Source organism: Microbispora sp. GKU 823, assembly GCF_002027145.1.
Taxonomy (GTDB): domain Bacteria; phylum Actinomycetota; class Actinomycetes; order Streptosporangiales; family Streptosporangiaceae; genus Microbispora; species Microbispora siamensis.
Genome location: NZ_MWJN01000076.1, coordinates 12,613 through 35,059 on the forward strand (window position 1 = coordinate 12,613; position 22,447 = coordinate 35,059).

General features: G+C 69.3%; 23 protein-coding genes. 12 read left to right on the plus strand and 11 right to left on the minus strand.

Going from position 1 to position 22,447, the window contains the following annotated elements:
• Nucleotides 1–219 precede the first annotated feature (219 nt).
• Entirely contained in the window at nt 220–639 is a 420-nt protein-coding gene (locus tag B1L11_RS31095; protein WP_256863043.1) for a group 1 truncated hemoglobin, read from the minus strand.
• Nucleotides 640–954: 315 nt separating this feature from the next.
• Between B1L11_RS31095 and B1L11_RS31100 the strand changes: the two genes are divergently transcribed.
• Together B1L11_RS31100 and B1L11_RS31105 are read left to right on the plus strand one after the other, a co-directional pair.
• Nucleotides 955–1,263, plus strand: a complete 309-nt coding sequence (locus tag B1L11_RS31100) for a hypothetical protein (RefSeq protein ID WP_143737666.1) — start codon at nt 955–957, stop codon at nt 1,261–1,263.
• Between the two features lie 30 nt (nt 1,264–1,293).
• Nucleotides 1,294–3,246, plus strand: coding sequence for a hypothetical protein (locus tag B1L11_RS31105; RefSeq protein WP_079318959.1), 1,953 nt, complete (start codon nt 1,294–1,296; stop codon nt 3,244–3,246).
• Between the two features lie 5 nt (nt 3,247–3,251).
• Here B1L11_RS31105 and B1L11_RS31110 read toward each other — a convergent pair whose 3' ends face one another.
• Nucleotides 3,252–3,734, minus strand: coding sequence for a hypothetical protein (locus B1L11_RS31110; protein ID WP_143737667.1), 483 nt, complete (start codon nt 3,732–3,734; stop codon nt 3,252–3,254).
• Between the two features lie 601 nt (nt 3,735–4,335).
• On the opposite strand from B1L11_RS31110, the gene B1L11_RS31115 reads away from it, so the two are divergent.
• Nucleotides 4,336–4,674, plus strand: coding sequence for a hypothetical protein (locus tag B1L11_RS31115; protein WP_143737668.1), 339 nt, complete (start codon nt 4,336–4,338; stop codon nt 4,672–4,674).
• A gap of 544 nt (nt 4,675–5,218) precedes the next feature.
• On the opposite strand, the gene B1L11_RS31120 is transcribed toward B1L11_RS31115, so the two are convergent.
• On the minus strand, nt 5,219–6,274 hold the full coding sequence (locus B1L11_RS31120) for an endo-1,4-beta-xylanase (protein WP_079318987.1): 1,056 nt from the start codon (nt 6,272–6,274) through the stop codon (nt 5,219–5,221).
• 373 nt (nt 6,275–6,647) lie between these two features.
• On the opposite strand from B1L11_RS31120, the gene B1L11_RS31125 reads away from it, so the two are divergent.
• Nucleotides 6,648–7,487 carry a YwqG family protein gene (locus B1L11_RS31125; protein WP_179155404.1) on the plus strand — a complete coding sequence of 280 codons (840 nt, stop codon included), beginning with the start codon at nt 6,648–6,650 and terminating at the stop codon, nt 7,485–7,487.
• Nucleotides 7,488–7,541: 54 nt separating this feature from the next.
• On the opposite strand, the gene B1L11_RS31130 is transcribed toward B1L11_RS31125, so the two are convergent.
• Nucleotides 7,542–8,489, minus strand: coding sequence for a GerMN domain-containing protein (locus B1L11_RS31130; RefSeq protein WP_079318963.1), 948 nt, complete (start codon nt 8,487–8,489; stop codon nt 7,542–7,544).
• Nucleotides 8,490–8,927: 438 nt separating this feature from the next.
• Between B1L11_RS31130 and B1L11_RS31135 the strand changes: the two genes are divergently transcribed.
• Nucleotides 8,928–13,223 (plus strand): discoidin domain-containing protein, encoded by a 4,296-nt coding sequence (locus B1L11_RS31135; RefSeq protein WP_079318964.1) that lies wholly within the window; start codon nt 8,928–8,930, stop codon nt 13,221–13,223.
• Between the two features lie 54 nt (nt 13,224–13,277).
• On the opposite strand, the gene B1L11_RS31140 is transcribed toward B1L11_RS31135, so the two are convergent.
• Nucleotides 13,278–14,405, minus strand: coding sequence for a cellulose binding domain-containing protein (locus tag B1L11_RS31140; RefSeq protein WP_143737670.1), 1,128 nt, complete (start codon nt 14,403–14,405; stop codon nt 13,278–13,280).
• 190 nt (nt 14,406–14,595) lie between these two features.
• Here B1L11_RS31140 and B1L11_RS31145 point away from each other — a divergent pair, with 190 nt between their 5' ends.
• Together B1L11_RS31145 and B1L11_RS31150 are read left to right on the plus strand one after the other, a co-directional pair.
• Nucleotides 14,596–14,958 carry a DUF488 domain-containing protein gene (locus B1L11_RS31145; protein WP_079318965.1) on the plus strand — a complete coding sequence of 121 codons (363 nt, stop codon included), beginning with the start codon at nt 14,596–14,598 and terminating at the stop codon, nt 14,956–14,958.
• A 66-nt stretch (nt 14,959–15,024) separates the two neighbouring features.
• The gene (locus B1L11_RS31150) at nt 15,025–15,828 is read left to right on the plus strand and encodes a hypothetical protein (RefSeq protein WP_143737671.1); all 804 of its coding nucleotides are present in this window, start codon (nt 15,025–15,027) and stop codon (nt 15,826–15,828) included.
• Between the two features lie 125 nt (nt 15,829–15,953).
• Here B1L11_RS31150 and amaP read toward each other — a convergent pair whose 3' ends face one another.
• Genes amaP through B1L11_RS31180 form a run of 6 tightly spaced genes read right to left on the minus strand, consistent with a single transcriptional unit; the run spans nt 15,954 to nt 18,575 of the window.
• Nucleotides 15,954–16,532 carry an alkaline shock response membrane anchor protein AmaP gene (gene amaP, locus B1L11_RS31155; protein WP_079318967.1) on the minus strand — a complete coding sequence of 193 codons (579 nt, stop codon included), beginning with the start codon at nt 16,530–16,532 and terminating at the stop codon, nt 15,954–15,956.
• Between the two features lie 17 nt (nt 16,533–16,549).
• Nucleotides 16,550–17,158 (minus strand): DUF6286 domain-containing protein, encoded by a 609-nt coding sequence (locus B1L11_RS31160; protein WP_143737672.1) that lies wholly within the window; start codon nt 17,156–17,158, stop codon nt 16,550–16,552.
• A 22-nt stretch (nt 17,159–17,180) separates the two neighbouring features.
• Nucleotides 17,181–17,495 carry an Asp23/Gls24 family envelope stress response protein gene (locus tag B1L11_RS31165; RefSeq protein WP_079318969.1) on the minus strand — a complete coding sequence of 105 codons (315 nt, stop codon included), beginning with the start codon at nt 17,493–17,495 and terminating at the stop codon, nt 17,181–17,183.
• Nucleotides 17,492–17,677 (minus strand): hypothetical protein, encoded by a 186-nt coding sequence (locus tag B1L11_RS31170; protein ID WP_079318989.1) that lies wholly within the window; start codon nt 17,675–17,677, stop codon nt 17,492–17,494. Before B1L11_RS31170 ends, B1L11_RS31165 begins: the two co-directional genes overlap by 4 nt.
• A 2-nt stretch (nt 17,678–17,679) precedes the next feature.
• Nucleotides 17,680–18,102: a hypothetical protein gene (locus tag B1L11_RS47265; RefSeq protein WP_179155405.1), complete on the minus strand. Its 423-nt coding sequence runs from the start codon at nt 18,100–18,102 to the stop codon at nt 17,680–17,682.
• Nucleotides 18,099–18,575, minus strand: a complete 477-nt coding sequence (locus B1L11_RS31180; RefSeq protein ID WP_079318970.1) for an Asp23/Gls24 family envelope stress response protein — start codon at nt 18,573–18,575, stop codon at nt 18,099–18,101. Before B1L11_RS31180 ends, B1L11_RS47265 begins: the two co-directional genes overlap by 4 nt.
• A gap of 333 nt (nt 18,576–18,908) precedes the next feature.
• On the opposite strand from B1L11_RS31180, the gene B1L11_RS31185 reads away from it, so the two are divergent.
• From B1L11_RS31185 to B1L11_RS31205, 5 genes are all read left to right on the plus strand, one after another.
• On the plus strand, nt 18,909–19,463 hold the full coding sequence (locus B1L11_RS31185; RefSeq protein WP_079318971.1) for a hypothetical protein: 555 nt from the start codon (nt 18,909–18,911) through the stop codon (nt 19,461–19,463).
• 5 nt (nt 19,464–19,468) lie between these two features.
• Nucleotides 19,469–20,917, plus strand: a complete 1,449-nt coding sequence (locus tag B1L11_RS31190; protein ID WP_079318972.1) for an SRPBCC family protein — start codon at nt 19,469–19,471, stop codon at nt 20,915–20,917.
• Between the two features lie 71 nt (nt 20,918–20,988).
• On the plus strand, nt 20,989–21,402 hold the full coding sequence (gvpJ, locus tag B1L11_RS31195) for a gas vesicle protein GvpJ (RefSeq protein ID WP_079318973.1): 414 nt from the start codon (nt 20,989–20,991) through the stop codon (nt 21,400–21,402).
• 1 nt (nt 21,403) lies between these two features.
• On the plus strand, nt 21,404–22,195 hold the full coding sequence (locus B1L11_RS31200) for a GvpL/GvpF family gas vesicle protein (protein WP_079318974.1): 792 nt from the start codon (nt 21,404–21,406) through the stop codon (nt 22,193–22,195).
• A gap of 18 nt (nt 22,196–22,213) precedes the next feature.
• A complete protein-coding gene (locus B1L11_RS31205) occupies nt 22,214–22,447 on the plus strand; it encodes a gas vesicle protein GvpG (RefSeq protein ID WP_030509755.1) in 234 nt (77 codons plus the stop codon).

Sequence of the window (22,447 nt, forward strand, 5' to 3'; positions counted from 1 at the left end):
GGGTCACCCGATAGGGGGTCTCCGTCAGGGAAAGGGCGGCGGTGACGCTCCAGGATTGCCAGCCCTCCGCGTAGACCCGGGCCCTCGCCGGGTCCACGCCCAGGGCGGCGACGTCCTCAAATCGCGGTTCCATCACCGGCCAGTTCATCCATGAACCGGTTAAGGGTCAAGAGCCGTCTCATCGGGTGGACGGATCGGGGGCGCCGTCGCGCCGGTTGTTCAGGCCGCGACGGCGCTCTGCACGACCTCCTCCTTCAGCGGCGCCAGAGCCCCGGCGATGGAGCCGATCGTCTCGGCGTCGACGCCGCACGACTCCAACGCCCCGGCGAGATGGAAGACCACCTGGTCGAACTCCTCCGCCGTGATGCCGAGCCCGGCGTGCGCCTCGTCCATCGACCTGCCTCGGTATTCCTGCGGGCCACCGAGCGCGGCGGCGACGAAACTGCGCTGGTGCGCCTTGAGCTTGGCCATGTCGACGTCGCCGAAGTAGCCCCGCAGCATCGGGTCGGCGACGACCCGCGTGTAGAACTCGTCGACCACGGCCGCGACCGCGTCCGAGCCGCCGATCCGATCGAAGATGGACGCCATACCGCTTTCCTCCCGCATCTGCGTGGCCTCGTTGCCCACGACGATCGCCACGCTTCGTTACGGGCCGATGACCAGGCGGAAATACGTACGTAGCCGGGCGCTCACGCGGTCGACACGACCGAAAAGGCCGGGGGCGACGACGGGGTTGTCGCTCCAGGTAGTTGCCTGTTTCCGCTGGCGACGTTAAGGAGACGGGGATACGGTCCCACTCGGGAGGACGTTTTCGCCTTCACGACAAGAAAAGCGTCAGCGAATTCACTCTCGATATATAGGGCCATTTCGGGGTTGCCGACACTTGAGGGCGATGTCTACCTTTGACATCAAATACGACGCGGGGGCGAGCGGCGGGCGGCAGCAGGGGGCGGTGTGGCGGAAGAGATGGTGCCCAACCCTCGCCACGCACAACTGGTGGAACTTCTCAAAGAGGTACACAACCGATCTCAGGAGGTCGGGCAGGCATACCAGCGCGTCTACGCGTCGATGCAGTCCGGCAAGGTATGGACGGGACCGACCGCTGCGAAATGGACTACCGAGGTCGCCGAACGGCACCACCGCCTGGCGCAGCTCGTACGGCAGATGACCAACGCGATCGAGGATGAGCTGCACCGGCATCCGGCGATGGTGACCCGTTCTCAGGCCGAACTCATCCGGCACCAGCTGACCGGACGTCCCTGATCCCGGCGGCGGCACGGGAGGAAGGACGCGATGACATCCCCAAGCGGCGACTTCTGCGGCATCGACCCGGCGGCGATGAACGCCATGGCGGCCGACCTGCGTCAGGCGGCCGACCGGCTCACCGACTTCGCCGCCGAATTCGAGGGGCTCTTCCGGGCCAACGGAGTGAGCACCACGCCGCTCGCGCAGATCACCGCCATCGCTGACTGGGGCAGAAGCCAGGCCCCCACGCTGTCGGAGCGGGCCGAGCTAATCAAGGCGCTGAACGGGACCGGCGATCCCACCTTCGCCCGCCTGCCCGACGCGATGGACAGCTTCGCGGCCGGCCGCGGCCTGGGCCTGATGTACGGCACCGGCATCCTCACCAACCCGGCCACCAGCGTCGAGGCCAAGGGCGAGCTCGCCCACCTGCACATCAAGGAGGTCGCCGCACTGGCGAAGGACCCCGCCGCGGCCGCGGCGTTCTTCGCCACCCTCCCCGCCAAGGTGCGCGACGCGCTGCCCGACATCCTCGCCTCCACGGGCAACCCCACCGCCAAGGAGGACCTGGCCGCTTTCAGCGCCGCCCTGGGCGCCGCGCTACGTGCCCCCGGCCGCATTCCAGCGATGGAGAAGGTGAAGGCCGAACTGGTCGGCAAACCGGCCGACCGCGGTGTGGCGTGGAACCGGCTGGCGCTGCTGGCCGGGGCGAAGGCCCCGACGGATGTCCGCGTGGCCGCCGCCCGCGCTCTCGCCCTGGACGACTTCGTGAAGAACCCACGGCAGGAGTGGCGTGGCGGCAGCCCGAGCCTGTCCCGGACGTACGGCTACTCCACCGACACCGTCGCCCTCGCGCTGGAGGTGCTGGCCGGGGACGGCAAGGCGGCCCGAGCCACCTTCGCCCAGATGGGCGGCGACGGGGTGAAGCTCAGCCAGGTCGAGAAGATGAAGCGGTTTCTGGGCTACGCCAAGGCCCATGGGACAGGTGACCAGGTCGCCGACGCCTTCGGCCGGGTGATGGAGTCGGGCAGTGAGGCCACGACGGAGAAGCCGGGCAAGCACTCGGTGGAGGCCGCCATGTTCGCCCTGGACGCGATCCTGGCAACCGGCTCCTTCGGCAAGGACCTGCCGAACTCCGCCCGGGACTCCATGGCCTCGATCGCCAAGTCGTACATCCACGAACTCGCCTCCGGCGCCCGCTTCGACAAGGCCGCCTACCGAACCTCCGGCATGACCCGGCCCGACGAGTGGCTGCCGATCCCGGGCGTCACCCCCGCTTTCTATCTGAGCCCCGGCGACACCTACCGCTTCCTCCAGACGTTCGCCGGCGAGGAGCGGCTCACCGACGACTTCGACAAGACCGCCGCCAATTTCCGCTATGAAATCCTGACGCGCGCCGCCCACCTGGATGCCAGGAGCGGAGGCAGACATTTCCAGGATGCGGCCGGCATGTTCGGCGACCTCGGCGGGCTCGAGTTCAAGGCAGCGATGTACGTACGGGGTGAGAAGGATGCCACGGACAGCCTGATCCGGGATGTCGTCAAGAACACGATGGCCCTGGGGATCGACAAGATTCCCGTCCCGTTCGCGGAAACAGCTTGGACCCTTACCAAGGCCTACGTTGTAAGCAAGTGGTTGGACAACTGGGCCGCCAGCTTCGAAACCCGTGTTCAGGCGCTTACCGATGCCAGAGCAAGCTTCACCCTGCGCCAGAAGTACGACATGGCGTACCTGCTGCATGAGGCGGGTTACCCGGCAAGCAAGCTGCCGACCGAGCTGATCAGCGCAAATACCGGCCACCCCAAAACGTTCGACGAACTCATGCTTGAGGCCAAGCAAGAGGCTGCACGAACCGGACAAAGCTGGGAGAGCGCCCTACGGACGAAACTAACCCCTTACGAACGATGGATGGATCGCAACGACGCCCTCGACTGGAAGGCCGAGGATGCCGCAGATAACGTGAGCAGCGAACAGGCTAAGGAACTCATCCGCGTTTGGGGGTGAAGGACTCATGAGCGGGAGAGACAATCGGTCTCAGCCACCAATCGCCAGGTTGGCGCCTCGGGCACCACGATTACCTTGACCGTGATACCGAGAGTGTCCTTTCTTCCCTCGATCAATCGCGCGTCCTTCCAGTCCACTTGCGTGAGATCGAAGGCAACCTTGTAGTGGAGATTCTGAGACAGCGTGTTCTCCATCACGCGCTGTGCGTGATCAAGGTGGTTGTCCACAGGATCGCCAGGGACATGTTCGTAGTCCGCCGTCGCGCGTAGCACTCGCTGGAACTTGCCCTTGTCGCAGGGCAGATCCTTGTCCGGACGCTCGACAATGCGAAGTCTGCTGAGAGGATTTTTCAAAAGCCCGTCGGTTTCCAGACGTACCAGGTCTTTCTGGAGCTCCATGGTGGCCGCCTGCAGGGTCGGGCCGGCACCGCAACCCGAAACGACCCAGCCGACCAGGAGAAACGCCACGACCATCCGTGCAACACGCACGTCGCTACCTCCAGCAGCCGACAGATGGACAAAGCAATATTGACCCAAATCCTGGCCCCTCGTCATCCCGTCAATAATTCGGTTACCTATAGGGAGCACGGCCCCCGATTGGTGGCCCGCCTGCCGTCACGGGGGCTTCCGGCGGACGGGCGGCTCAGGTGGCCGGGCGGCAGTGGCCTGCGTCCCGTTTCCGGCGACTCACGCGGGCTCGGGGGCCTGTTGTTCGGCGATGCTCTCCTGCCGCGCGATGGCCTGACACAGCTCGATCAGGTCGTCGGCCTCGACCGTACGGCACGCTCCCGCCTGCTCGACCACGGCGGAAAACGGCCGCTCCCGGGACGCCCACAGGCGCCCGGCATCGCTGCGCAGGATCCTCCATCCATCGCACCCCGGGGCGGGGCAACGGTTCTATGGTGTGTCACAGGTCAGGACCTCGATTCCTGGCCAAGGGGTGGGTACGACGTTCCCGCGCCCACGGATCCCACTTGCTCACCTCTGCTACCTCCAAAGACAACAGCAAGTAACTTCCGTATCACAGATGCGATCGGGGGGCACTTGGGGTGGTCAGGACGCCCCCACGTCTGACGAAGAGGTGCACGAGATGACCGCCCAACTCCCCCCATGGGCCGACCTGTTCGGCTCGGGACGGCAGCCCTTCCCCCTCCTCACAAATGCTCCAGACCCCGAGCTGTATGAGCGCATCACGAAGGCCATCGAACGTCCGCAGCGCGTGGATGCCACCACGATCGAGTGGCTTGAACGCTGTCTGAGCGAACATCGCCGCGTCGAGGACACCTTGGGGAGCGGCCCGCTGCTGCCGGTCGTACGCGCCCAGCTCGACGCGATCACTGTGCTCGCGCAAAGTGCTCCGGGCCCGCTCGCTGACCGTGTGGTCGCCATGCTCGGGCAGTACGCCCAGTTCATCGCCTGGATGTGCTAGGACTCCGGCGACCATGCCGCCCGCGCTCGCCTGGTACGACCGCTCGCACGGCTGGGCGCTGGAGGCTGGCGACGCGGCTCTGGCCGCCACCACGCTCAGCATGCCGCGCCCACCTCGCCTGGAGCATCGGCGACCCGCTCCGGTGCGTACGGCTGGCCGAGGCCGCGCGCCGGCACGATGGGCGGACGATCCTCGGCGTGCAGGGCATGGCGGCCCGGATGGCGGCCCGCGGCCATGCCGAGATGGGCGAAGCCGGGCCCTCGCGGGTGACGTGGAGGCCGCCGAGCGATTCGCGGGCGCTGCGGTTCCCGACGCCCTGGCCGTCAACCGTTACGCCGTTCAGGACCTACGTAAGTTGTCCGCCGCTCTGCGCCCCCTCCGCCTTCAGAGCGGGCAGAGCATCGAGGAGGCCTTGAGGGCGGCAGAGCGATGACACCGCCTGGTGCGAAGGGGCCCGGGCCAGGTGAAAGCGTTCGGAGAACATGGCGCAGGAGGCGAGACGGTGCCCGGCCCCCGATGGGCGCGGGCACCGTCATGGGCAGGGTCAGTGCCTTCCGGCGTCGCGCAGGGCGTCGCGGATCGCGTAGTAGGCCGGCTTGGGCTGGAGGTTCTCGTCGTACGGCAGGGCCGCGCCCTCACCTTCGAAGAAGGCGGGGATCCAGGAGTACTTGTCGGTGTAGTCCCAGATCGTGATGCCGACACAGCGGCGTACGGCGAGGCACGCCTTGGTCACCCTGGCGTACCAGTCGGCCTGGGTCGCGAGCTTGGCCTCGTCGGCCGGGACGTACATGCGGATGTCCAGCTCGGTGATGGCCACGTCCACGCCGAGGTCGGCGAAGCGCTGGAGGTTCTGCTGGAGCGTGTCCGGATAGCCGTACTGCAGCGCGAGGTGCCCCTGGAAGCCGACGCCGTCGATCGGCACGCCCTGGGCCTTGAGCTGCTTCACCAGGTTGTAGTACGCGTCGCTCTTGGGCCCGACGGCCTCGATGTTGTAGTCGTTCAGGTAGAGCTTGGCGTGCGGGTCGGCCTGGCGCGCCCAGCGCAGCGCGTCGGCGATGTAGCCGGGGCCGAGCGTCCGGTAGAAGATCGTGTCCCGGTAGGTGCCGTCCTCGTTGAACGCCTCGTTGACGACGTCCCACGAGTAGACCTTGCCCCGGTAGTGGCGCGCCTCGGTCAAGATGTGGTTCTTGAGGATCGCCCGGAGCTGGTCGGCGGTGAAGGTGCCGTTGTTCAGCCAGTCGGGGAGCTGGCTGTGCCACACCAGGGTGTGCGCCCGGAAGGACATGTGGTGCCGGCGGGCGAAGTCGAGCACCTGGTCACCCTGGGTGAAGTCGAACACCCCCTGCTGCGGCTCGGTGGCGTACCACTTGAGCGCGTTGCCCGCCGTGGTCGAGTTGAACTCGCTGCCGAGGATCTTGAGGTACGCCGCGTCGGAGAACTCGGGGTTGTCGGTGGCCGAGCCGAGGTAGCGATGCGAAGCGGCGGCCAGCTCACCCAGGGTCTGCTCGTGGTGCCGGTCGGGGTGGGCGGAGGCGGGGGCCGCCGCGAGCGCGGTGACGAGCCCGGCCGCGGCGAGGGCCGCGGCGAATCTGTGCAGCATGAGGAAGGTCCTCCGGTCGGGGGTACGGGTTCGGACGTCCAGATGCACGAGCCGGGAATGCTCCACAAGCCGAAACTTTTCGAAACAATCCCCTAACTTTTCTGTTGACGTACCCTACGAACCGACCCGCCCCGGGTCAATACCGGATGACAAATCCGAGAATCACCAGCTAAAACGCCAGCGGAGAGTCGACAACAACACAGTCAAGTCCGGAAAGTTTCAGCGGAGAGGCCGTAAAGGACATCCGGCCGTCGACCTCCGCGTCGTACCGCTCCCGCCCGAGGAACAGGTCGCGGCGGGCGGGCAGGGTGGCGACGTACGTCGCGAGGCAACGGCGGCGGGTCTGTCGTACTCGAAAAGCATGATGGGCGGCATGAAGGACTGGATGATCGACTTCGCGGAGTTCGTACGCGAGGAGTTGCCGGCGGAGAGCGCGGAGCGACTGATCGGGCTGTCACGGCCCGCCATCCGGCTGTCCGCCGCCGAGGACGGGGAGATCGTGGTCGGGCGGCTCGGAGGTCTCCCGAAGCTGCCGGACGGCATGGCGTGGCCGTCCCTCCCCGGCGGGGGCCGGCCGCTGTCGTTCCTGGCCGAGCTCGACTGCGGGCAACTGGCGCGCTACGAGGTGGACATCGCCCTGCCCGGCTCCGGCACGCTGCTGTTCTTCGCCACTGCCGACGCGAGGCAGCATCAAGTGATCTACGTGCCGCACGGCACCGCCGTCGCCGAGCGGCCCGTGCCCGACGACCGCGTCGAGGTGTACGCCGAGCTGCCGCTCGCCGCGGTCACCGAGCCGACCTGGCCGCCGCGGAACCACCCCGCTCTCGTGGACGTCTTCGGGAGCCTCGAGCAGGCCGAGGACATGGTGTGGCACCACGTGCTGGACGAGGACACCGGCGAGGTCTTCGAGGAGCAGCTCCAGCTGTTCGAAGACGGGAGAAGGGACGGGCCGCCGCACCAGGTGGGCGGATACTCCGACGGGCTCCAGAGCCCGATCGAGGCCGTGGCGGCGTATGCCGTCGGCACCGGCGACTACGGAGATCCGGCCTTCCAGGAGGAGGCGCGGCAGTGGGTCACGCTGCTGCAGCTAGCCGAGGACACCAGGGCCGGAATGATCTGGGGCGACGGCGCACGGCTCATCTGGGGCATCCGTAAGGACCATTTGGCCGCGCGCGACTTCTCCAAGGTCCACCTCTCCGTCCAGGGGCACTGACCCCGGTGGTCACGGACGAAGAAGGAGGGCCGGGTCGCCCCGGCCCTCCCGCCGTCACGGTTCCAGGCTCTCCGGAACGGAGTCGGACCGCCCCTTCGGGTGTTCGGTGCGGCCGTGGGCATCGTAGATCTTCACCCAGCGGATGCCGGGAAGCCGCTTGAGCGTGGGCGTGATCTCGTCGGCGACCGTGAACGCCGACCCACCGCTGCCGAGTGAACCGGTGAGCCGCACGTGAGCGACCCCGTCGCGGACGACGACCGAACGGACGCCGGTGGCTCCCGAGGCGACGAAGCGCAGCCCCTTGGCGTACTCGGCCTGTGTCGGCCCGGCGAACAGCCGCTGGAGCGCGCCGCGCGCGGTGGACGGCGGCGTCACCGGCCGTGACACCGCCGCCGTGTACGGCCGCCGCCCCGCCGCGTACGCCCGGGAGTCGAGGAAGTACGTCCGCACCGGCACCGTCCGGTAGGGCGTCTTGATGTCCACGACCACCCGGCTCGGGTGCGTGAGGGTGTAGACGCGATAGGGCGCCTTCCTGCTCAGGCCGATACCGAACGTGAGCTCCGCCTCGAAGTCGCCCGCGTTGACGACCTGGATCACGCCGGGCAGCGCGAGGGTCTCGCGGGCGGGCCCGTAGGTGGGGCGCCCGTGGTCGTCATGGCCGGTCGCGCCGCCGAAGCGCAGCCCGAGGATCGCGTCGCCGGCCACCGGGACCGTGTGGCCCGAGCCGTCGGCGATCAGCCGGGACACGTAGCCGGCGTCGCGCCGTGCCGGGAGCGGCCCGCGGAACTCGAAGACGACCCGGTCGAGTCCGGGCTGGTGCGAGGCGCGCACGTCGACCAGGGTCGCCACGCGCGGGGCCGCGTGAACGGCCGCGTTCGAGGGGACGGGTGTCGCGGCGGCCGGGGCCGCGGTCAGGCTCACCAGCGGCACGGCCAACGCCGCGGTCAGGCTCACCAACGGCACGGCCGACGCCGCGAGCGAGCGCTTGGGGGGCAGAAACATGAGGGCTCCTCTGCCGGGTTCCTTTCGCGAGTTGGGGGACCCGCGGGCGGGCGCGCGACCAGTTCCGGACCGGCGCCCACTTGAAGTATCCCCAGGTAGGCCCGCATCGGGGACGGCACAGACCTGTCACCTTCCATCCGGCCTTTCCGACCCATTGACGGCACGGTGGGCCCTATGTAACATCTGGGCAACCTAATGTAAGAAATTTGCAGCACTAAATCGAGACTTTGCGGTTCTCCGCAAGTTCCGGCAGGAAGCACTGCGTCCGTGCGCCCCGCCACCGTCACCTTTCGCATGAAAGGACACGAGGTGATGTCGGCCACGGCAGTGGGCAACCGGTCGCCGCCGCGACCCCGTCGAGCCCCGATCTCCGAAATCCCCCCACGACCGCGGATCGGACGACCCGCCGGTCGGTTCCTGCCGGACAGAGGAACGCAAATGTCGAAAACGCATGTCCCGTTATTGCGCTTGATCGCCGTGGTGGCCGCGGCCTGCCTGCTCGCCGTGGCCGCGCCCCTCTCCCCCGCCTCCGCCGCCGGCGGCCCCAACCTCGCCGCCGGCCGCACCGTGACCGCGAGCAGCAGCAACAGCCCGTACGCCGCGGGCAACCTCAACGACGGCAACCAGGGCACCTACTGGGAGAGCTCGAACAACGCCTTCCCCCAGTGGGCACAGGTCGACCTCGGCGGCGCGACGAGCATCGACCAGGTCGTGCTCAAGCTGCCGGCGTCGTGGGAGGCCCGCACCCAGACGCTGTCGGTGCAGGGCAGCACCGACGGGTCCTCCTTCAACACCATCGTGAGCTCGGCCGGCCGCTCCTTCTCCCCCGGCTCCGGCAACGCGGTGACGATCGGCTTCACCGCGACCACGACCCGGTACGTCCGGATCAACATCACCGCCAACACGGGGTGGCCCGCGGCGCAACTGTCCGAGATCGAGGTGTACGGCGCCGCCACCGCCTCCGGCAACCTCGCGCTCGGCAAGACCATGAAGGAGAGCGCGCACGCCGACGTGTACGGCGCGGGCAACGCCAACGACGGCAACCAGGCCACCTACTGGGAGAGCGCCAACAACGCCTTCCCCCAGTGGCTCCAGGTGGACCTCGGCGCCTCGACCGCGGTCGACAAGGTGGTGCTGAAGCTCCCGCCCACCTGGGAGGCCCGCACCCAGACGCTGGCCGTGCAGGGCGGCGCCGACGGCACGAACTTCTCCACCCTCGCCGCCTCCGCGGGCCGCACCTTCGACCCCGCGAGCGGCAACACGGTCACGATCAGCTTCTCCACCGCGAACGTCCGGTACGTCCGGATCAACGTCACCGCCAACACCGCCTGGCCGGCCGCGCAGGTCTCCGAGTTCGAGGTCTACGGCCCGGCGCCCACCGGTGACACCCAGCCCCCGACCGCGCCCTCGAACCTCGCCTACACCGAGCCCGGCGCCAACCAGATCAGGCTCACCTGGTCGGCGTCCACCGACAACGTCGGCGTCACCGGCTACGACGTCTACGCCAACGGGGTGCTGCGCACCAGCGTCGCCGGGAACGTCCTGACCTACACCGACACCCAGCCGGCCGACGCCACCGTGTCGTACTACGTCCGGGCCAAGGACGCGGCAGGCAACGAGTCGGCCAACAGCAACACCGTCACCCGCAAGGGCGCGACCGGCGACACCCAGGCCCCGACCGCTCCCGGCAACCTCGCCTACACCGAGACCACGCCGGGGCAGGTCAAGCTCACCTGGACCGCCTCCACCGACAACGTCGGCGTCACCGGCTACGACGTCTACGCGAACAACGCGCTGCGCGGTAGCGTGGCCGGGAACATCACGACCTACACCGACACGCAGCCCACGAGCGCCACCGTGTCGTACTACGTGCGGGCCAAGGACGCCGCCGGCAACGAGTCGATCAACAGCAACACCGTCACCCGCAACGGCACGGGCGGCGGCTCGAACATGGCCGTCGGCAGGCCGATCACCGCCTCCTCCTCCACGTTCACGTACGTCGCCACCAACGCCAACGACAACGACGTGACCACCTACTGGGAGGGCGCGGGCGGCTCGTACCCGCAGACGCTGACCGTCCAGCTCGGGGCCAACGCGGTCGTGAGCTCGGTCGTGCTGAAGCTCAACCCCGACGCCGCCTGGTCCACGCGTACGCAGACGATCCAGGTGCTGGGCCGCGAGCAGAGCGCCTCCGGGTTCACCAACCTGACCGGCGCGGCGACCTACACCTTCAACCCGGCGACCGGCAACACGGTGACGATCCCGGTCTCCGGCACGGTCGCCGACGTGCAGCTCAAGTTCACCGCCAACTCCGGCGCCCCGGCCGGGCAGGTGGCCGAGTTCCAGGTGATCGGCTCCCCGGCGCCCAACCCCGACCTGACCATCACCTCCCTGTCGGCCTCCCCCGCCTCCCCGGTCGAGACCGACGCCCTCACGCTGTCGGCGACGGTGCGCAACGCGGGCAGCCTCGGCTCCGGTGCGACCAACGTCAACTTCTACCTGGGCGGGACCAAGGTGGGCACCGCCTCGGTCGGCGCCCTCGCGGCCGGTGCCTCGGCGACCGTTACGGCGAACATCGGCCAGCGCGACGCGGGCAGCTACCCGCTGAGCGCCAAGGTCGACGAATTGAACGCGGTCATCGAGCAGAACGAGACCAACAACGCCTTCACCGCCTCCTCCCCGCTGGTCGTGAAGCCGGTGGACAGCTCCGACCTGGTGGCCTCCCCGGTGAGCTGGTCGCCCGGCAACCCGGCGGGCGGCAGCACGGTGACGTTCACCGTCGCGATCAAGAACCAGGGCACGGTCGCCTCGGCGGGCGGCGCCCACGGCATCACGCTCACGATCGCCAACGACTCCGGGACCGTGGTCAAGACGCTGACCGGCTCCTACAGCGGCGCGATCGCGGCCGGGGCCACCACCGGCCCGGTCACCCTGGGCACGTGGACGGCCGCCAACGGCAGATACACGGTGAAGACCGTGCTCGCCGCCGACGCGAACGAGCTGCCGGTCAAGCAGGCCAACAACACCTCCACGCTGCCGTTCTTCGTCGGCCGCGGCGCGAACATGCCGTACGACATGTACGAGGCCGAGGACGGCGTGACCGGCGGCGGGGCGACGGTCGTCGGCCCGAACCGGACCATCGGCGACCTGGCCGGCGAGGCGTCCGGCCGCAAGGCCGTGCGGCTCACCACCACCGGCAGCTACGTGGAGTGGACGACGAGGGCCGACACGAACACCCTGGTCACCCGCTTCTCCATCCCCGACGCGGCGGGCGGCGGCGGCACCGACGCCACGCTGAACGTCTACGTCGACGGCACCTTCCTCAAGGCGATCAACCTGACCTCGAAGTACGCGTGGCTGTACGGCCCGGAGGCGAGCCCGGGCAACTCGCCGGGTGCGGGCGGCCCGCGGCACATCTACGACGAGGCCAACGTGCTGCTCGGGACGACCGTCCCGAAGGGCAGCAAGATCCGGCTGCAGAAGGACGCCGCCAACACCTCCACGTACGCGATCGACTTCGTGAACCTGGAGCAGGCGTCGGCGATCCCCAACCCCGACCCCGCGACGTACGCCGTGCCCACCGGGTTCACCCAGCAGGACGTGCAGAACGCGCTCGACAAGGTGCGGATGGACACCACCGGCAAGCTCGTGGGCGTCTACCTGCCGCCGGGCGACTACCAGACGTCGGGCAAGTTCCAGGTGTACGGCAAGGCGATCAAGGTGGTCGGCGCCGGGCCGTGGTTCACCCGGTTCTACGCGCCCTCGACGCAGGAGAACACCGACATCGGCTTCCGGGCGGAGTCGTCGGCCAACGGCTCGACGTTCTCCGGGTTCGCCTACTTCGGCAACTACACCAGCCGCATCGACGGGCCGGGCAAGGTGTTCGACTGGCAGAACGTCGCGAACATGACGATCGATAACATCTGGGTCGAGCACCAGGTCTGCATGTACTGGGGCGCGAACACCGACAACATCACGATCAAGAACTCGCGGATCCGTGACACCTTCGCCGACGGCGTCAACATGACCAACGGCAGCACGGACAACCTGGTCTCGAACAACGAGGCGAGGACGACCGGCGACGACAGCTTCGCGCTGTTCTCGGCCATCGACGCGGGAGGCGCCGACGAGAAGAACAACGTCTACGAGAACCTGACCGCGATCCTGCCGTGGCGCGCGGCCGGCATCGCGGTGTACGGCGGGTACGCGAACACCTTCAGGAACATCTACATCGCGGACACGCTGACCTACTCCGGCATCACGATCAGCTCGCTCGACTTCGGCTACCCGATGAACGGCTTCGGCGCGAGCCCGCCCACGGTGTTCGACAACATCTCGATCGTCCGTGCGGGCGGCCACTTCTGGGGCCAGCAGACCTTCCCGGCGATCTGGCTGTTCTCCGCCTCGAAGGTGTTCCAGGGCATCCGGATCAGCAACGTCGACATCGTCGACCCGACGTACTCGGGGATCATGTTCCAGACCCAGTACCTCGGCGGCCAGCCGGTCAACCCGATCAAGGACACCGTCCTCACCAACATCTCGATCTCCGGGGCGCACAAGAGCGGCGACGCGTTCGACGCGAAGTCGGGCTTCGCCCTCTGGGCGAACGAGCTGCCGGAGCCCGACCAGGGACCGGCGGTCGGGTCGGTGACCTTCAACAACCTGAAGCTCAGCGACAACTACCAGGACATCAAGAACACGACGTCCACCTTCACGATCAACATCAACCCCTGATCACATGACGGCGCGCCGGAGAGACTCCTCTCCGGCGGCGCTTTTTCATGCTGTTCAGGACGAGCAGCGGGTGCCGTTCAGCGTGAAGCCGGTCGGGTTGCCGTTCGAGCCGCTCCAGGTGCCCTGGAAGCCGAACGAGACGTTGCCGCCCGCCGGGATCGAGCCGTTGTAGGACAGGTTCTTCGCGGTCACCGACGACCCGCTCTGGGTGACGTCGGCGCTCCAGTAGCCGGTGATCTTCTGGCCGTTCGGGAAGGAGAAGCCGACGGTCCAGCCGTTCACCGGGCTGGAGGAGGTGTTGGTGACGGTGACGTTGCCGGTGAAGCCGCCCTGCCACTCGTTCTTGCTGTAGCTCACCCGGCAGGCGCCGCCGCCGTTGCCGGGGGTCGGGCTGGCGGTGGGCGTCGGCGACGGGCTCTGGACCACACCGCCGATGCTGTAGGAGAAGTTGTTCACCGCGAGGCCGGTGCCACCCACCCAGGGCTCGAATCCCGCCTGGACGCTGGTGAGGTACCACGACCGCTGGGCGTAGCCGCGGTTCACCGCATCGTCGTAGAACGAGCGGACGGCGAAGCTGATCGAGTTCGTCGGCGAGGTGCGGACGTAGGAGATGACGTTCCAGCCGATGTTGCCCTCCCAGACGTCCCAGGTGCCGCCGGCGATGTTCGCCGTGCCCACGCGGGAGCCCACGGGCTGCACCGAGCCGGTGTGGTTGAGCCACACCATGATCTCCGCGCCCGTGTTCTGGCCGTCCTTGCGAGGCGTCGGGTCGAACCAGATGTCGTACGCCGCGTCGTAGACGCCCGAGCCGGGGTAGCTCATGCTGACGCTGGTCTGAACCGTGTTGAACTGGCTGTCGCTCGCCTGGAGGGGCAGGCCGCTGCCGGTGGAGCAGTTGGCGTAGTGGCAGCCGGCGTAGATGGCCGGATACGCCGCCGGGGTGCCGCCCGTGTTGTTGTGCCCCGCCTGCGTCACCGTGAAGCCGGTGTTCGTGACGTTGATGCACTGCGGGGCGCTGCTCCCCCACACGTTGTTCATGACGACGTACTTGCCGCCCTGGATCGTGGTCGATCCGTACTTCTCGCAGATCGTCGTGTCCGCGTGCGCCGCCTGACCGACGACGAGCGACGCGGCGATCGAGCCGAGCATGGCGAGGCCCGCCGTGATCATTCGCATCTTCATGTCCCGGACGATAGACATCGGGGCAAGGCGGGCGACATGGGCCGATTTGATCGACAACTTGGACGAAACCCCGACCAGCGACAACGCCCTTACGGAAAGTGAAACTTTCACTTACACGTCCTGTCCGGCCGCCGGACGCCGGCGTGCGCGACCACTCGCCGGGGAGTATGGCCAGGAGGAGGTGAGGGCGATGTCCGTCACGGTCCGCCGCGTGTACGAGGACCCCGCGCCCGGGGACGGGACGCGGGTGCTGGTCGACCGGGTGTGGCCGCGCGGCCTCACCAAGGAGGCCGCTCACTTGGACGAATGGGTCAAGGACGTGGCGCCGTCCAGTGCCCTGCGCTCCTGGTATGGCCACGTCCCCGAGAGGTTCGGCGAGTTCCGCAGCCGCTACCTCGCGGAGCTGGACGATCCCGAGCGGCAGGCCGTCCTCGACCGGCTGCGCCGGCTCATGGAGAGCGGACCGCTGACCCTGCTCACCGCGACCAGGGACGTCGAGCACAGCCAGGCCGCCGTCCTCGCCGAGGTTCTGTCCGGCCGCTCGTTGCAGTGATCCACAAGTTGGCTCCCATTCGGGCCGGAGAGCATGGACGCCTTCCGATCACACACGAGGTGTCATGTGAGACGTCCATCATTTCTCCGCAGGCTCGGAACGGCCGGTGTGCTGCTGGCGGGGCTGCTGCTCGCCCTGCCCGTGCAGCAGGCGACCGCGGCGCGGAACGCCACCACGACGGCGAATTCGGAGGTGGTCGCCTGGGACATGCAGATCACACCGTCCTCCTACACCGGCCCGTGCACCGAGACGGAGTACGGCCTGGACCACCAGGTCTCCGCGAAGATCACCGTCACCAGGCCGATGACCGTGAAGTATGTCTGGGTCAACCAGCAGGAGCTGCCCTGGCCGGGCCCCGAACCCTTCTCGGTGACGTTCGATGCGCCGGGCACCAAGACGGTCGTCAACGGCTTCTATCGCAAGACGAGTCTCAGCGGTTACATGCGCCTCAGGATCGTCGAGCCCGCCGGCGTCGCCGAGACCCAGAACGCGACGTTCAACACGGTCTGCCTGACCGCGCAGCCGACGGTGTCCGACATCAGCAAGCAGCGCATGGACGAGGGGTGCGGACCCGGTCAGCCCGCCGAGTTCCAGCTCACCGCGAAGCTCGCCGTGGCCGACGGCCCTGCCACCATCGGCTACCGCTGGTGGCGCAGGAGCAACCAGACCCGCAACCAGTGGGTGTCTTTCGCTGACGGGAGCGCCACCTTCAGCTCGACCGGGGCGCAGCAGCAGACCATCACCGCCCGATACAGGACGAACGTGTCGGAGAGCGGTGGTTACTTCAGGGTGGAGATCTTGTCGCCCTACCAGGGTTCCAGCCAGATCGCCTACCTCGTGACCTGTAGCACCAAGAACGACGATCTGTGACGACCGCCGAGAGCGGCACACCGGGTGTGCCGCCCTCCGCCGCCGACTCGCTGTGCCGGCGGCTCGGTGTTCCGGCGGCTCGGTGTTCCGGCGACTCGGTGTTCCGGCGACTCGGTGTTCCGGCTTCAGTGGACCGCGCGGGTCCGGCGGCCGCCGCCGGTGAGGTTGAGCCGGACCATCGCCGGGAGGCGGCGCAGGCCGAGTGTGGTGCGCAGGTCCGGGACGGCCTCGTCGTGCAGCCGCGTGACCAGGGCCCCGAGGTCGGCCGGTTCCACGGCGGAGACGCCGAGGTCGAGGTGCGGGTCGTCGGACGAGCCGCGCAGCACGGCGTGCGCCCGGCGCACCTCCGGATAGGCGCTGACCTGCTCGGCCAGGGCCTCGCTCGCGGGATGCGCGTCGATCTCGGTGACCCCGGACGTGTCCGACTCCAGGCGCAGCCGCCGCGGCCGGTCGACCCGCAGCAGCGCCAGCAGCCAGGCCAGTCCGACGAGCCCGATCACGAATGCGATGGCGGCCACGACCGGCCAGAACCAGGGCGCCGTCGCCGCCAGGTTCCTGGCCCCGGCGTCCACCACCGGCTCCCGCACCGCGGCGTCGCCGAAGGCGCCCAGCGCCCGCGCGAGCGCGAGGCCGCCCGCGGCCAGCAGGACCAGGCCGAACAACGCCAGGCCCGCTCGGTTGCCCTTGCCCGATCTCGTCTTCACGGTCCTGCCTCCTTCGCCTAGGACGGGCCGTGGACGCGCAGGTTCAGCGAAACGCGGTGGGCCGGGGCGAGCCGGGCCAGTTCGCCCTCGACGGCCGCACGCACGCGCTCCCCGAGCGCCGTCGTGTCGCGCAGGTCCGTCCGGACCGACACGTCCGCGTGCCAGCCGCGCATCCGCGCCCCGGCCGAGCGCACGCCGTCCACCTGGTTCGCCCTGGCGCTCAGCGCCCGCGCCAGCGCGCGGCGCGGCAGGCCGACCACCAGGTCGGGATCTCCCGTGCGCAGCGGGATCATCCGCCCCCGGCCGGGGACCACCGCGATCAGTATCAGCACCAGGCCGATCAGGGCCAGCGCGGAGGCCACCGCGAGGGCCCGGCCGTCGTCCCAGGGCGTGGTGCTCGCCCAGCGGGCCCACTGGTCGTACGGCACGAGCCTGACGGGGAGCCCCACCAGCGCGGAGACCACGTGGACGGCGGTGAGGCCGCCGATCGCCAGCAGCGCCAGTGCGGCGACCGCGGCGGGCAGCCCCCGGCTGGGCCGGAAGGCCCGGGAGGCTCCCCCGCCCCCGAACCCCCGCATCGGGACGAAGCGCGGCACCTTCTCAGACGGGCCTCGGCCTTCGGTCATCGCCACCCCTCCGCTCGGGCCTTCACACGGGCCTGCGCCCGGTCTTCCGCTCGGGCACGAGCTCCACGACCTCGATGTCCACGTTCTCCACGGAGATGCCGGTCAGCTCGCGCAGCCGCCGCCGGACGTGCTCGCGGATCTTCGCGGCCAGCCGCGGCACCGGCGCCGGATAACGCACGGCCAGATCGCAGTGGACCGCAGCGACCGCCCCGCACACCGACGCCGACACGTGGGGCAGGCCGGTCACGTGCTCGTCCTCGCTCGCCAGTTTCTCGGCGATCCTCGTGAAGGCGCGGTCGGAGATCGTCGTCGTCCCGTGCGCCGCGGGCTCGCTCATTGCCGTCTCGGGTGCATCTGCGGCATGTGTACGCCGCCTTCGAGCACCAGGCCGACGAGGAACCCGGCGATGCCGAGGACCAGGACGATGATGAACGCGCTGAGGCCGCCGAAGGCCCCGACCACCCCCAGCACCGTGCCGAACAGCAGCCCCGCGAGGCCCCAGAGCGGATAGCCTTCCATGATCATTCCTTCCTTCCGCCGTCGTCTCTGACCACGTCGGCGATCGTCACGTCCACCCTGCGGCCGGCCGCCAGGTCGCCGATCGCGTCGCGGACCAGGTCGGCGACCTCCGGCAGCGGCCTGCCGTACCGGGCGACGATGTCGACCTCGATCGCGTCGTCCCGTACGGCGACGCCGGGGACGAGGCCGCCGGGCAGGTACGTCGCGACCACGCCGAACGGTCCCCGGGAAAGGTCGGCGACGTCGGGACACGACAGCACGCGGTCGGCGATCCGGCGGGCGGAGACCTGGCGTTCCTCTTCCGCTTCGGTGTGGCCATCCCGCTCCTGCGGCGGGGCTTCCGGGGAGCCGTGCCCAGCGGGCTCGGGCACCGGGACCCGCCGGTGGCCGTGTTCCGCCCCCGCGCTCTCCGGAACGGCGCTCATTGGACCCGCGGCTCCCCGTCCGCGGGCGCCTGCGGCTCCTGCTGCCTCGGCAGGTGAACGTCGTCGACCGCGATGTTGACCTCGGTGACCTCCAGCCCGCACATGCGCTCCACCGCGCGGATCACGTGGCTCCGCACCGCCTGCGCGAGGTCGGGGATCGCGACGCCGTACTCGACGACGAGGTGGATGTCCACGGCGGCCTGCCGCTCGCCGACCTCCACGGACATGCCGCGGGTGACGCCGTCCTCCCCGCCGAGCGCGCCCCTGATCGCGCCGAACGCGCGGGCCGTGCCGGTGCCGAAGTCGTGGACTCCGTCGATCTCGCGGGCCGCCATTCCGGCGATCTTGGCGACCACCTCGTCGGCGATCGTGGTGCGGCCTCGCTCCGTCACCAGGCTGGAGCCACCCTGCGTCCCGAGGGACCGTCCGGGTGCGTGCTCGACGGTCGCGGTCGACGTTCTGGTCTCGGTCATGTGACTCTCCGGCTTCACGTGCGCGGTAGGTACCGCTTACCGCCGATACACGCCCGTGATACCCGGTTTGCACACAGTAATCATCCGAGGTGGGGCGAGGTTGGGTCATCGAAACCCCTCCAAAACGCCAAGACCGGCGAGCCCGGGGAGGCCAGAACGGATGGCCCTAAGGGGGAGATCAAGTCCGACCAAAACTGCCCGGTATGTACGGGATCGAGTTTTTCTGTTCCTGTCTAGGGCATTCATACCGTTCAGTCGGATCGCAGCGCCGCACGGCGAGACGGACGGATGTGCGGAGAGGCGCTTCGGGGGCGGCCAGTAGGAGGCGCGATCATGAAAGACGGACTGAAGGTGGCCCTGGCTGTCATCGCGGGCTACTACCTCGGCCGACACCACAAGCTGCGCCTGGCGCTGGTGCTCGCACTGGCCATCCTCGCCGCCCGCCTCAAGGGTGAGGGAACCGCGGGCGCCCTCCTCGAACAGGTCCCCAAGATCCTCGGCGGCAACGTCCCCGACCTGGGCAAGCTCACCGAACGCGTACGCGGCGACCTGCTCGACATCGGCAAGGCGGCGGCCATGCGCGCCACCAGCCGCCAGATCGACAACCTGAGCGACAAGCTGCACGAACGCGCCGAGGCGCTCCGGCAGCCCAAGGGCCGGGGCCGGGCCGCGGAGGAGGAAGAAGAGGAAGAGGAGAAGGGGCGTCCGGAGGAAGGCCGCCGCCGGGTGCCCCGCCGCCGCCCGCCGCAGCGCGAGCCTGAGCCCGAAGAGGCCTACGAGGAGGAAGAGGAGTACGAGGAGGAGCCGGAGGAGGCAGAGGAGCCCGAACCCGAAGAGCGGCGCCGGCCCCGGATCCGTCCCACCCGTCCCGTGCTGCGGCGGAGGTGAGACCCATGACCGAACAGACGCGGGAACGAACCCAGGGCGCACGGGCGCCGGACGAAGGGGCGCTGCCCACGCAACGGCTCGGGCAGGAGTTCCAGAACCTCGCCACGGCCGTGGCCGAGCGCGCGTTGTCGCGGGTCGCCGAGAAGATCGACGGCCTGGCCGGCCGTCTCACCGACTACGTGGAGCACGGCGGCTCCGGGCTGTTCAGCGCGCTCACCGGCAAAGAGGGCGGCGGACGGGAGGCGCTCGGCGGGCTGCTCCGCGGCCTCACCCGCGGCCGGGACGCCCGGGGACTGCTCAAGTCGGCCGCCGACCGGCTCGGCGCGACGGGCGGCGGTGGCCTGCTCGGCGCTGTCACCAGCGCTCTCACCGAGGACGGCGGGGGCGGCCATCCCGTACGCGCGGCCCTCATGGCCTACGGCAAGGAGAAGATCAAGGGCCTGTTCGGCAGGGGCGGCGGCGGAGGCAAGGGCGGCAAGGGCAAGAAGCTCAAGGTCACCAACATCGTCGAGTCGCTCGACATCGGCGCGCCGCTCCGCCTGGTCTACAACCAGTGGACGCAGTTCGAGGACTTCCCGAGCTTCATGAAGAAGGTCGAGACCGTCGAGCAAAAATCCGACGAGAAGCTCGGGTGGAAGGCGCAGGTCTTCTGGTCCCACCGCACGTGGGAGTCGACGATCGTCGAGCAGGTCCCCGACAGCAGGATCATCTGGCGGTCGCAGGGCCCGAAGGGCTTCCCTGACGGCTCGGTGACCTTCCACGAGATCGCTCCCGAGCTGACCCGGGTCCTGCTCGTCGTCGAGTATCACCCGCAGGGTTTCTTCGAGCGCGTCGGCAACCTGTGGCGGGCCCAGGGCCGCCGGGTCCGGCTCGAGTTCAAGCACTTCAAGCGGCACGTCATGACCAACGCCCTGCTGCGTCCCGACGAGATCGAGGGCTGGCGGGGCGAGATCCGCGACAGCGAGGTCGTCAAGGACCACGAGACGGCGCTGCGCGAGGAGCGCGAACGCGAGGGCCGCGAGCGGGGCGAGGAGGCCCCCGAGGAGCGCGAGGAAGCCGAGGAATTCGAGGAGGAAGAGGCCCCGGAAGAAGAGGGCGCTGCAGAAGAGGGCGCCGAAGAAGAAGGCGCCGAAGAGGAGCCGTACGAGGAGGAGGAAGAAGAGGAGCCCGAGCGGGCCCGCAGGCCCGCCTACGCGGGTGCGGAGCGGGGTGGACGGGCCGGCGCGCCGGTCACCCGGAGGCGCGGGGACGAACCCGAGGAACGCGGCACGCGGGCGCCGGTCAGGCGGCGCGGGGCGGAGGCCGAGCGAGGCGAGGGCGAGCAACCCCGGCGGGGCGAGCAGGGCCGCAGGGGCGAGGAGTCGGAGGAGACGGGCGAGACCCACGCAGGGGCGAGGGAGGAGCAGCCGGTGCGCCGCCGCCCCCTGGTCCGGCGCCGCCGTCCCCCGGAATAGAACAGCCGCCCGCGTGCGGCGGGCGGGGCGAGTGATCGGAAACGCGACATGGAACCGAGGAGGGGAAGCGCATGACGGTAGCCGTTCCACCGGCGGGTGGCGGCGGGTTGCCGGGCCGGTCGTCGGGATCGGGCCTGGCCGACGTCATTGACACGATCCTGGACAAGGGCCTCGTGATCGACGCCTACGTACGGGTCTCACTGGTCGGCATCGAGATTCTGACCATCGACGTGCGTGTCGTCGTCGCGAGTGTCGACACCTATCTCCGGTTCGCCGAGGCGGTGAACCGGCTGGACCTGGCGTCCCAGCAGCAGGGGCTGCCCGACCTCCTGTCGAGTGCGCCCCAGAGCATCGCCCATGGCAAGTCCAAGGGCGTTGCCCAGGGCGTGCTGGAGGCGGCCGGAGAGAAGCTGCAGGACCTCATGGCGAGCTACGCGGAGGAACCCGCCCCGCGTACCCGCCGGCGTCGACGGGAGGAGGACTGAGATGACGGGCTCGACCAGGCAGTCCGGGGCGGGCGACCGGGCCGAGGCTCCCCCGCGCAACACCGCGTGCTACGTCTACGGCATCCTCCCGGAGGACGTGGAGATCAGCGAGGACGCCGTCGGGGTGGGCGATCCTCCCGGCCGTGTCAAAATCATCAGGCACGGTGAGATCGCCGCCCTGGTGAGCGACGTCGACGTGGACCGCCCCCTCGGCCGCGCACAGGACCTGGTGGCGCACGAGCAGCTGCTCGACGAGGCCGCGGCCGAGGTGCCCGTGCTTCCCCTGCGGTTCGGCGCCGTGATGACCACGCCGGAAGCGGTCGTGGAGGAGTTGCTGGCCCCGCACCACGACTCGTTCGCGGCCGCGCTGAAGCAGATCGAGGGCCGGGCCCAGTTCGTGCTCAAGGCGCGGTACGCCGAGCAGCCGGTGCTGGTCGAGGTGCTGACGGAGAACGCCGAGGCCAGACAGTTGCGTGACCGGATCAGGCAGTTGCCGGAAGAGGTGACGCGTAACGAGCGGATCCGCCTCGGCGAGCTGATCACGCAGATCATCGCCGCGAAGCGGGAGGCCGACACCCGGGCGGTCGTCGAACGCTTCGAGCCCGTCACCGTCGGCGCGGTGGTCCGGGACCCCAGCCACGAACGGGACGCCGCACACGTCGCGTTCCTCGTGGAGAACGACCGCCAGGCCGACTTCGAACGCGCCGTCGGGGAGTTGCGCTCCGAGTGGGGAGACCGGGTCGAGGTCCGCCTGCTCGGTCCGATGGCACCGTACGACTTCGTCACCACCTGACTATGAGGGGAGGCCGCCGTGGGACTGATCAGCCTGCTGTTCACCTGGCCGCTCGCCCCGGTCCACGGCGTCATCCGGCTGGGTGAGCTGATCCAGCAGCAGGTCGAGCATGAGCTGAGGGATCCGGCGGCGGTCCGGCGACGGCTGGAGGCCATCGAGGAGGCCAGGCGCTCGGGCCAGATCTCCGAAGAGGAGGAGGCCCAGGCCGTGGAAGAGATCCTCAGGCTCATGAGCGGCCCGCGGAGGGGGTGA

Bases quoted from the DNA above. Each gene is read 5' to 3' on its own strand.
- B1L11_RS31105 (WP_079318959.1), top strand. From the start codon at position 1,294: ATGACATCCCCAAGCGGCGACTTCTGCGGCATCGACCCGGCGGCGATG.
- B1L11_RS31115 (WP_143737668.1), top strand. From the start codon at position 4,336: ATGACCGCCCAACTCCCCCCATGGGCCGACCTGTTCGGCTCGGGACGG.
- B1L11_RS31120 (WP_079318987.1), bottom strand. From the start codon at position 6,274: ATGCTGCACAGATTCGCCGCGGCCCTCGCCGCGGCCGGGCTCGTCACC.
- B1L11_RS31125 (WP_179155404.1), top strand. From the start codon at position 6,648: ATGAAGGACTGGATGATCGACTTCGCGGAGTTCGTACGCGAGGAGTTG.
- B1L11_RS31130 (WP_079318963.1), bottom strand. From the start codon at position 8,489: ATGTTTCTGCCCCCCAAGCGCTCGCTCGCGGCGTCGGCCGTGCCGTTG.
- B1L11_RS31135 (WP_079318964.1), top strand. From the start codon at position 8,928: ATGTCGAAAACGCATGTCCCGTTATTGCGCTTGATCGCCGTGGTGGCC.
- B1L11_RS31140 (WP_143737670.1), bottom strand. From the start codon at position 14,405: ATGAAGATGCGAATGATCACGGCGGGCCTCGCCATGCTCGGCTCGATC.
- B1L11_RS31145 (WP_079318965.1), top strand. From the start codon at position 14,596: ATGTCCGTCACGGTCCGCCGCGTGTACGAGGACCCCGCGCCCGGGGAC.
- B1L11_RS31160 (WP_143737672.1), bottom strand. From the start codon at position 17,158: ATGACCGAAGGCCGAGGCCCGTCTGAGAAGGTGCCGCGCTTCGTCCCG.
- B1L11_RS31165 (WP_079318969.1), bottom strand. From the start codon at position 17,495: ATGAGCGAGCCCGCGGCGCACGGGACGACGACGATCTCCGACCGCGCC.
- B1L11_RS31170 (WP_079318989.1), bottom strand. From the start codon at position 17,677: ATGGAAGGCTATCCGCTCTGGGGCCTCGCGGGGCTGCTGTTCGGCACG.
- B1L11_RS47265 (WP_179155405.1), bottom strand. From the start codon at position 18,102: ATGAGCGCCGTTCCGGAGAGCGCGGGGGCGGAACACGGCCACCGGCGG.
- B1L11_RS31180 (WP_079318970.1), bottom strand. From the start codon at position 18,575: ATGACCGAGACCAGAACGTCGACCGCGACCGTCGAGCACGCACCCGGA.
- B1L11_RS31185 (WP_079318971.1), top strand. From the start codon at position 18,909: ATGAAAGACGGACTGAAGGTGGCCCTGGCTGTCATCGCGGGCTACTAC.
- B1L11_RS31190 (WP_079318972.1), top strand. From the start codon at position 19,469: ATGACCGAACAGACGCGGGAACGAACCCAGGGCGCACGGGCGCCGGAC.
- gvpJ (WP_079318973.1), top strand. From the start codon at position 20,989: ATGACGGTAGCCGTTCCACCGGCGGGTGGCGGCGGGTTGCCGGGCCGG.
- B1L11_RS31200 (WP_079318974.1), top strand. From the start codon at position 21,404: ATGACGGGCTCGACCAGGCAGTCCGGGGCGGGCGACCGGGCCGAGGCT.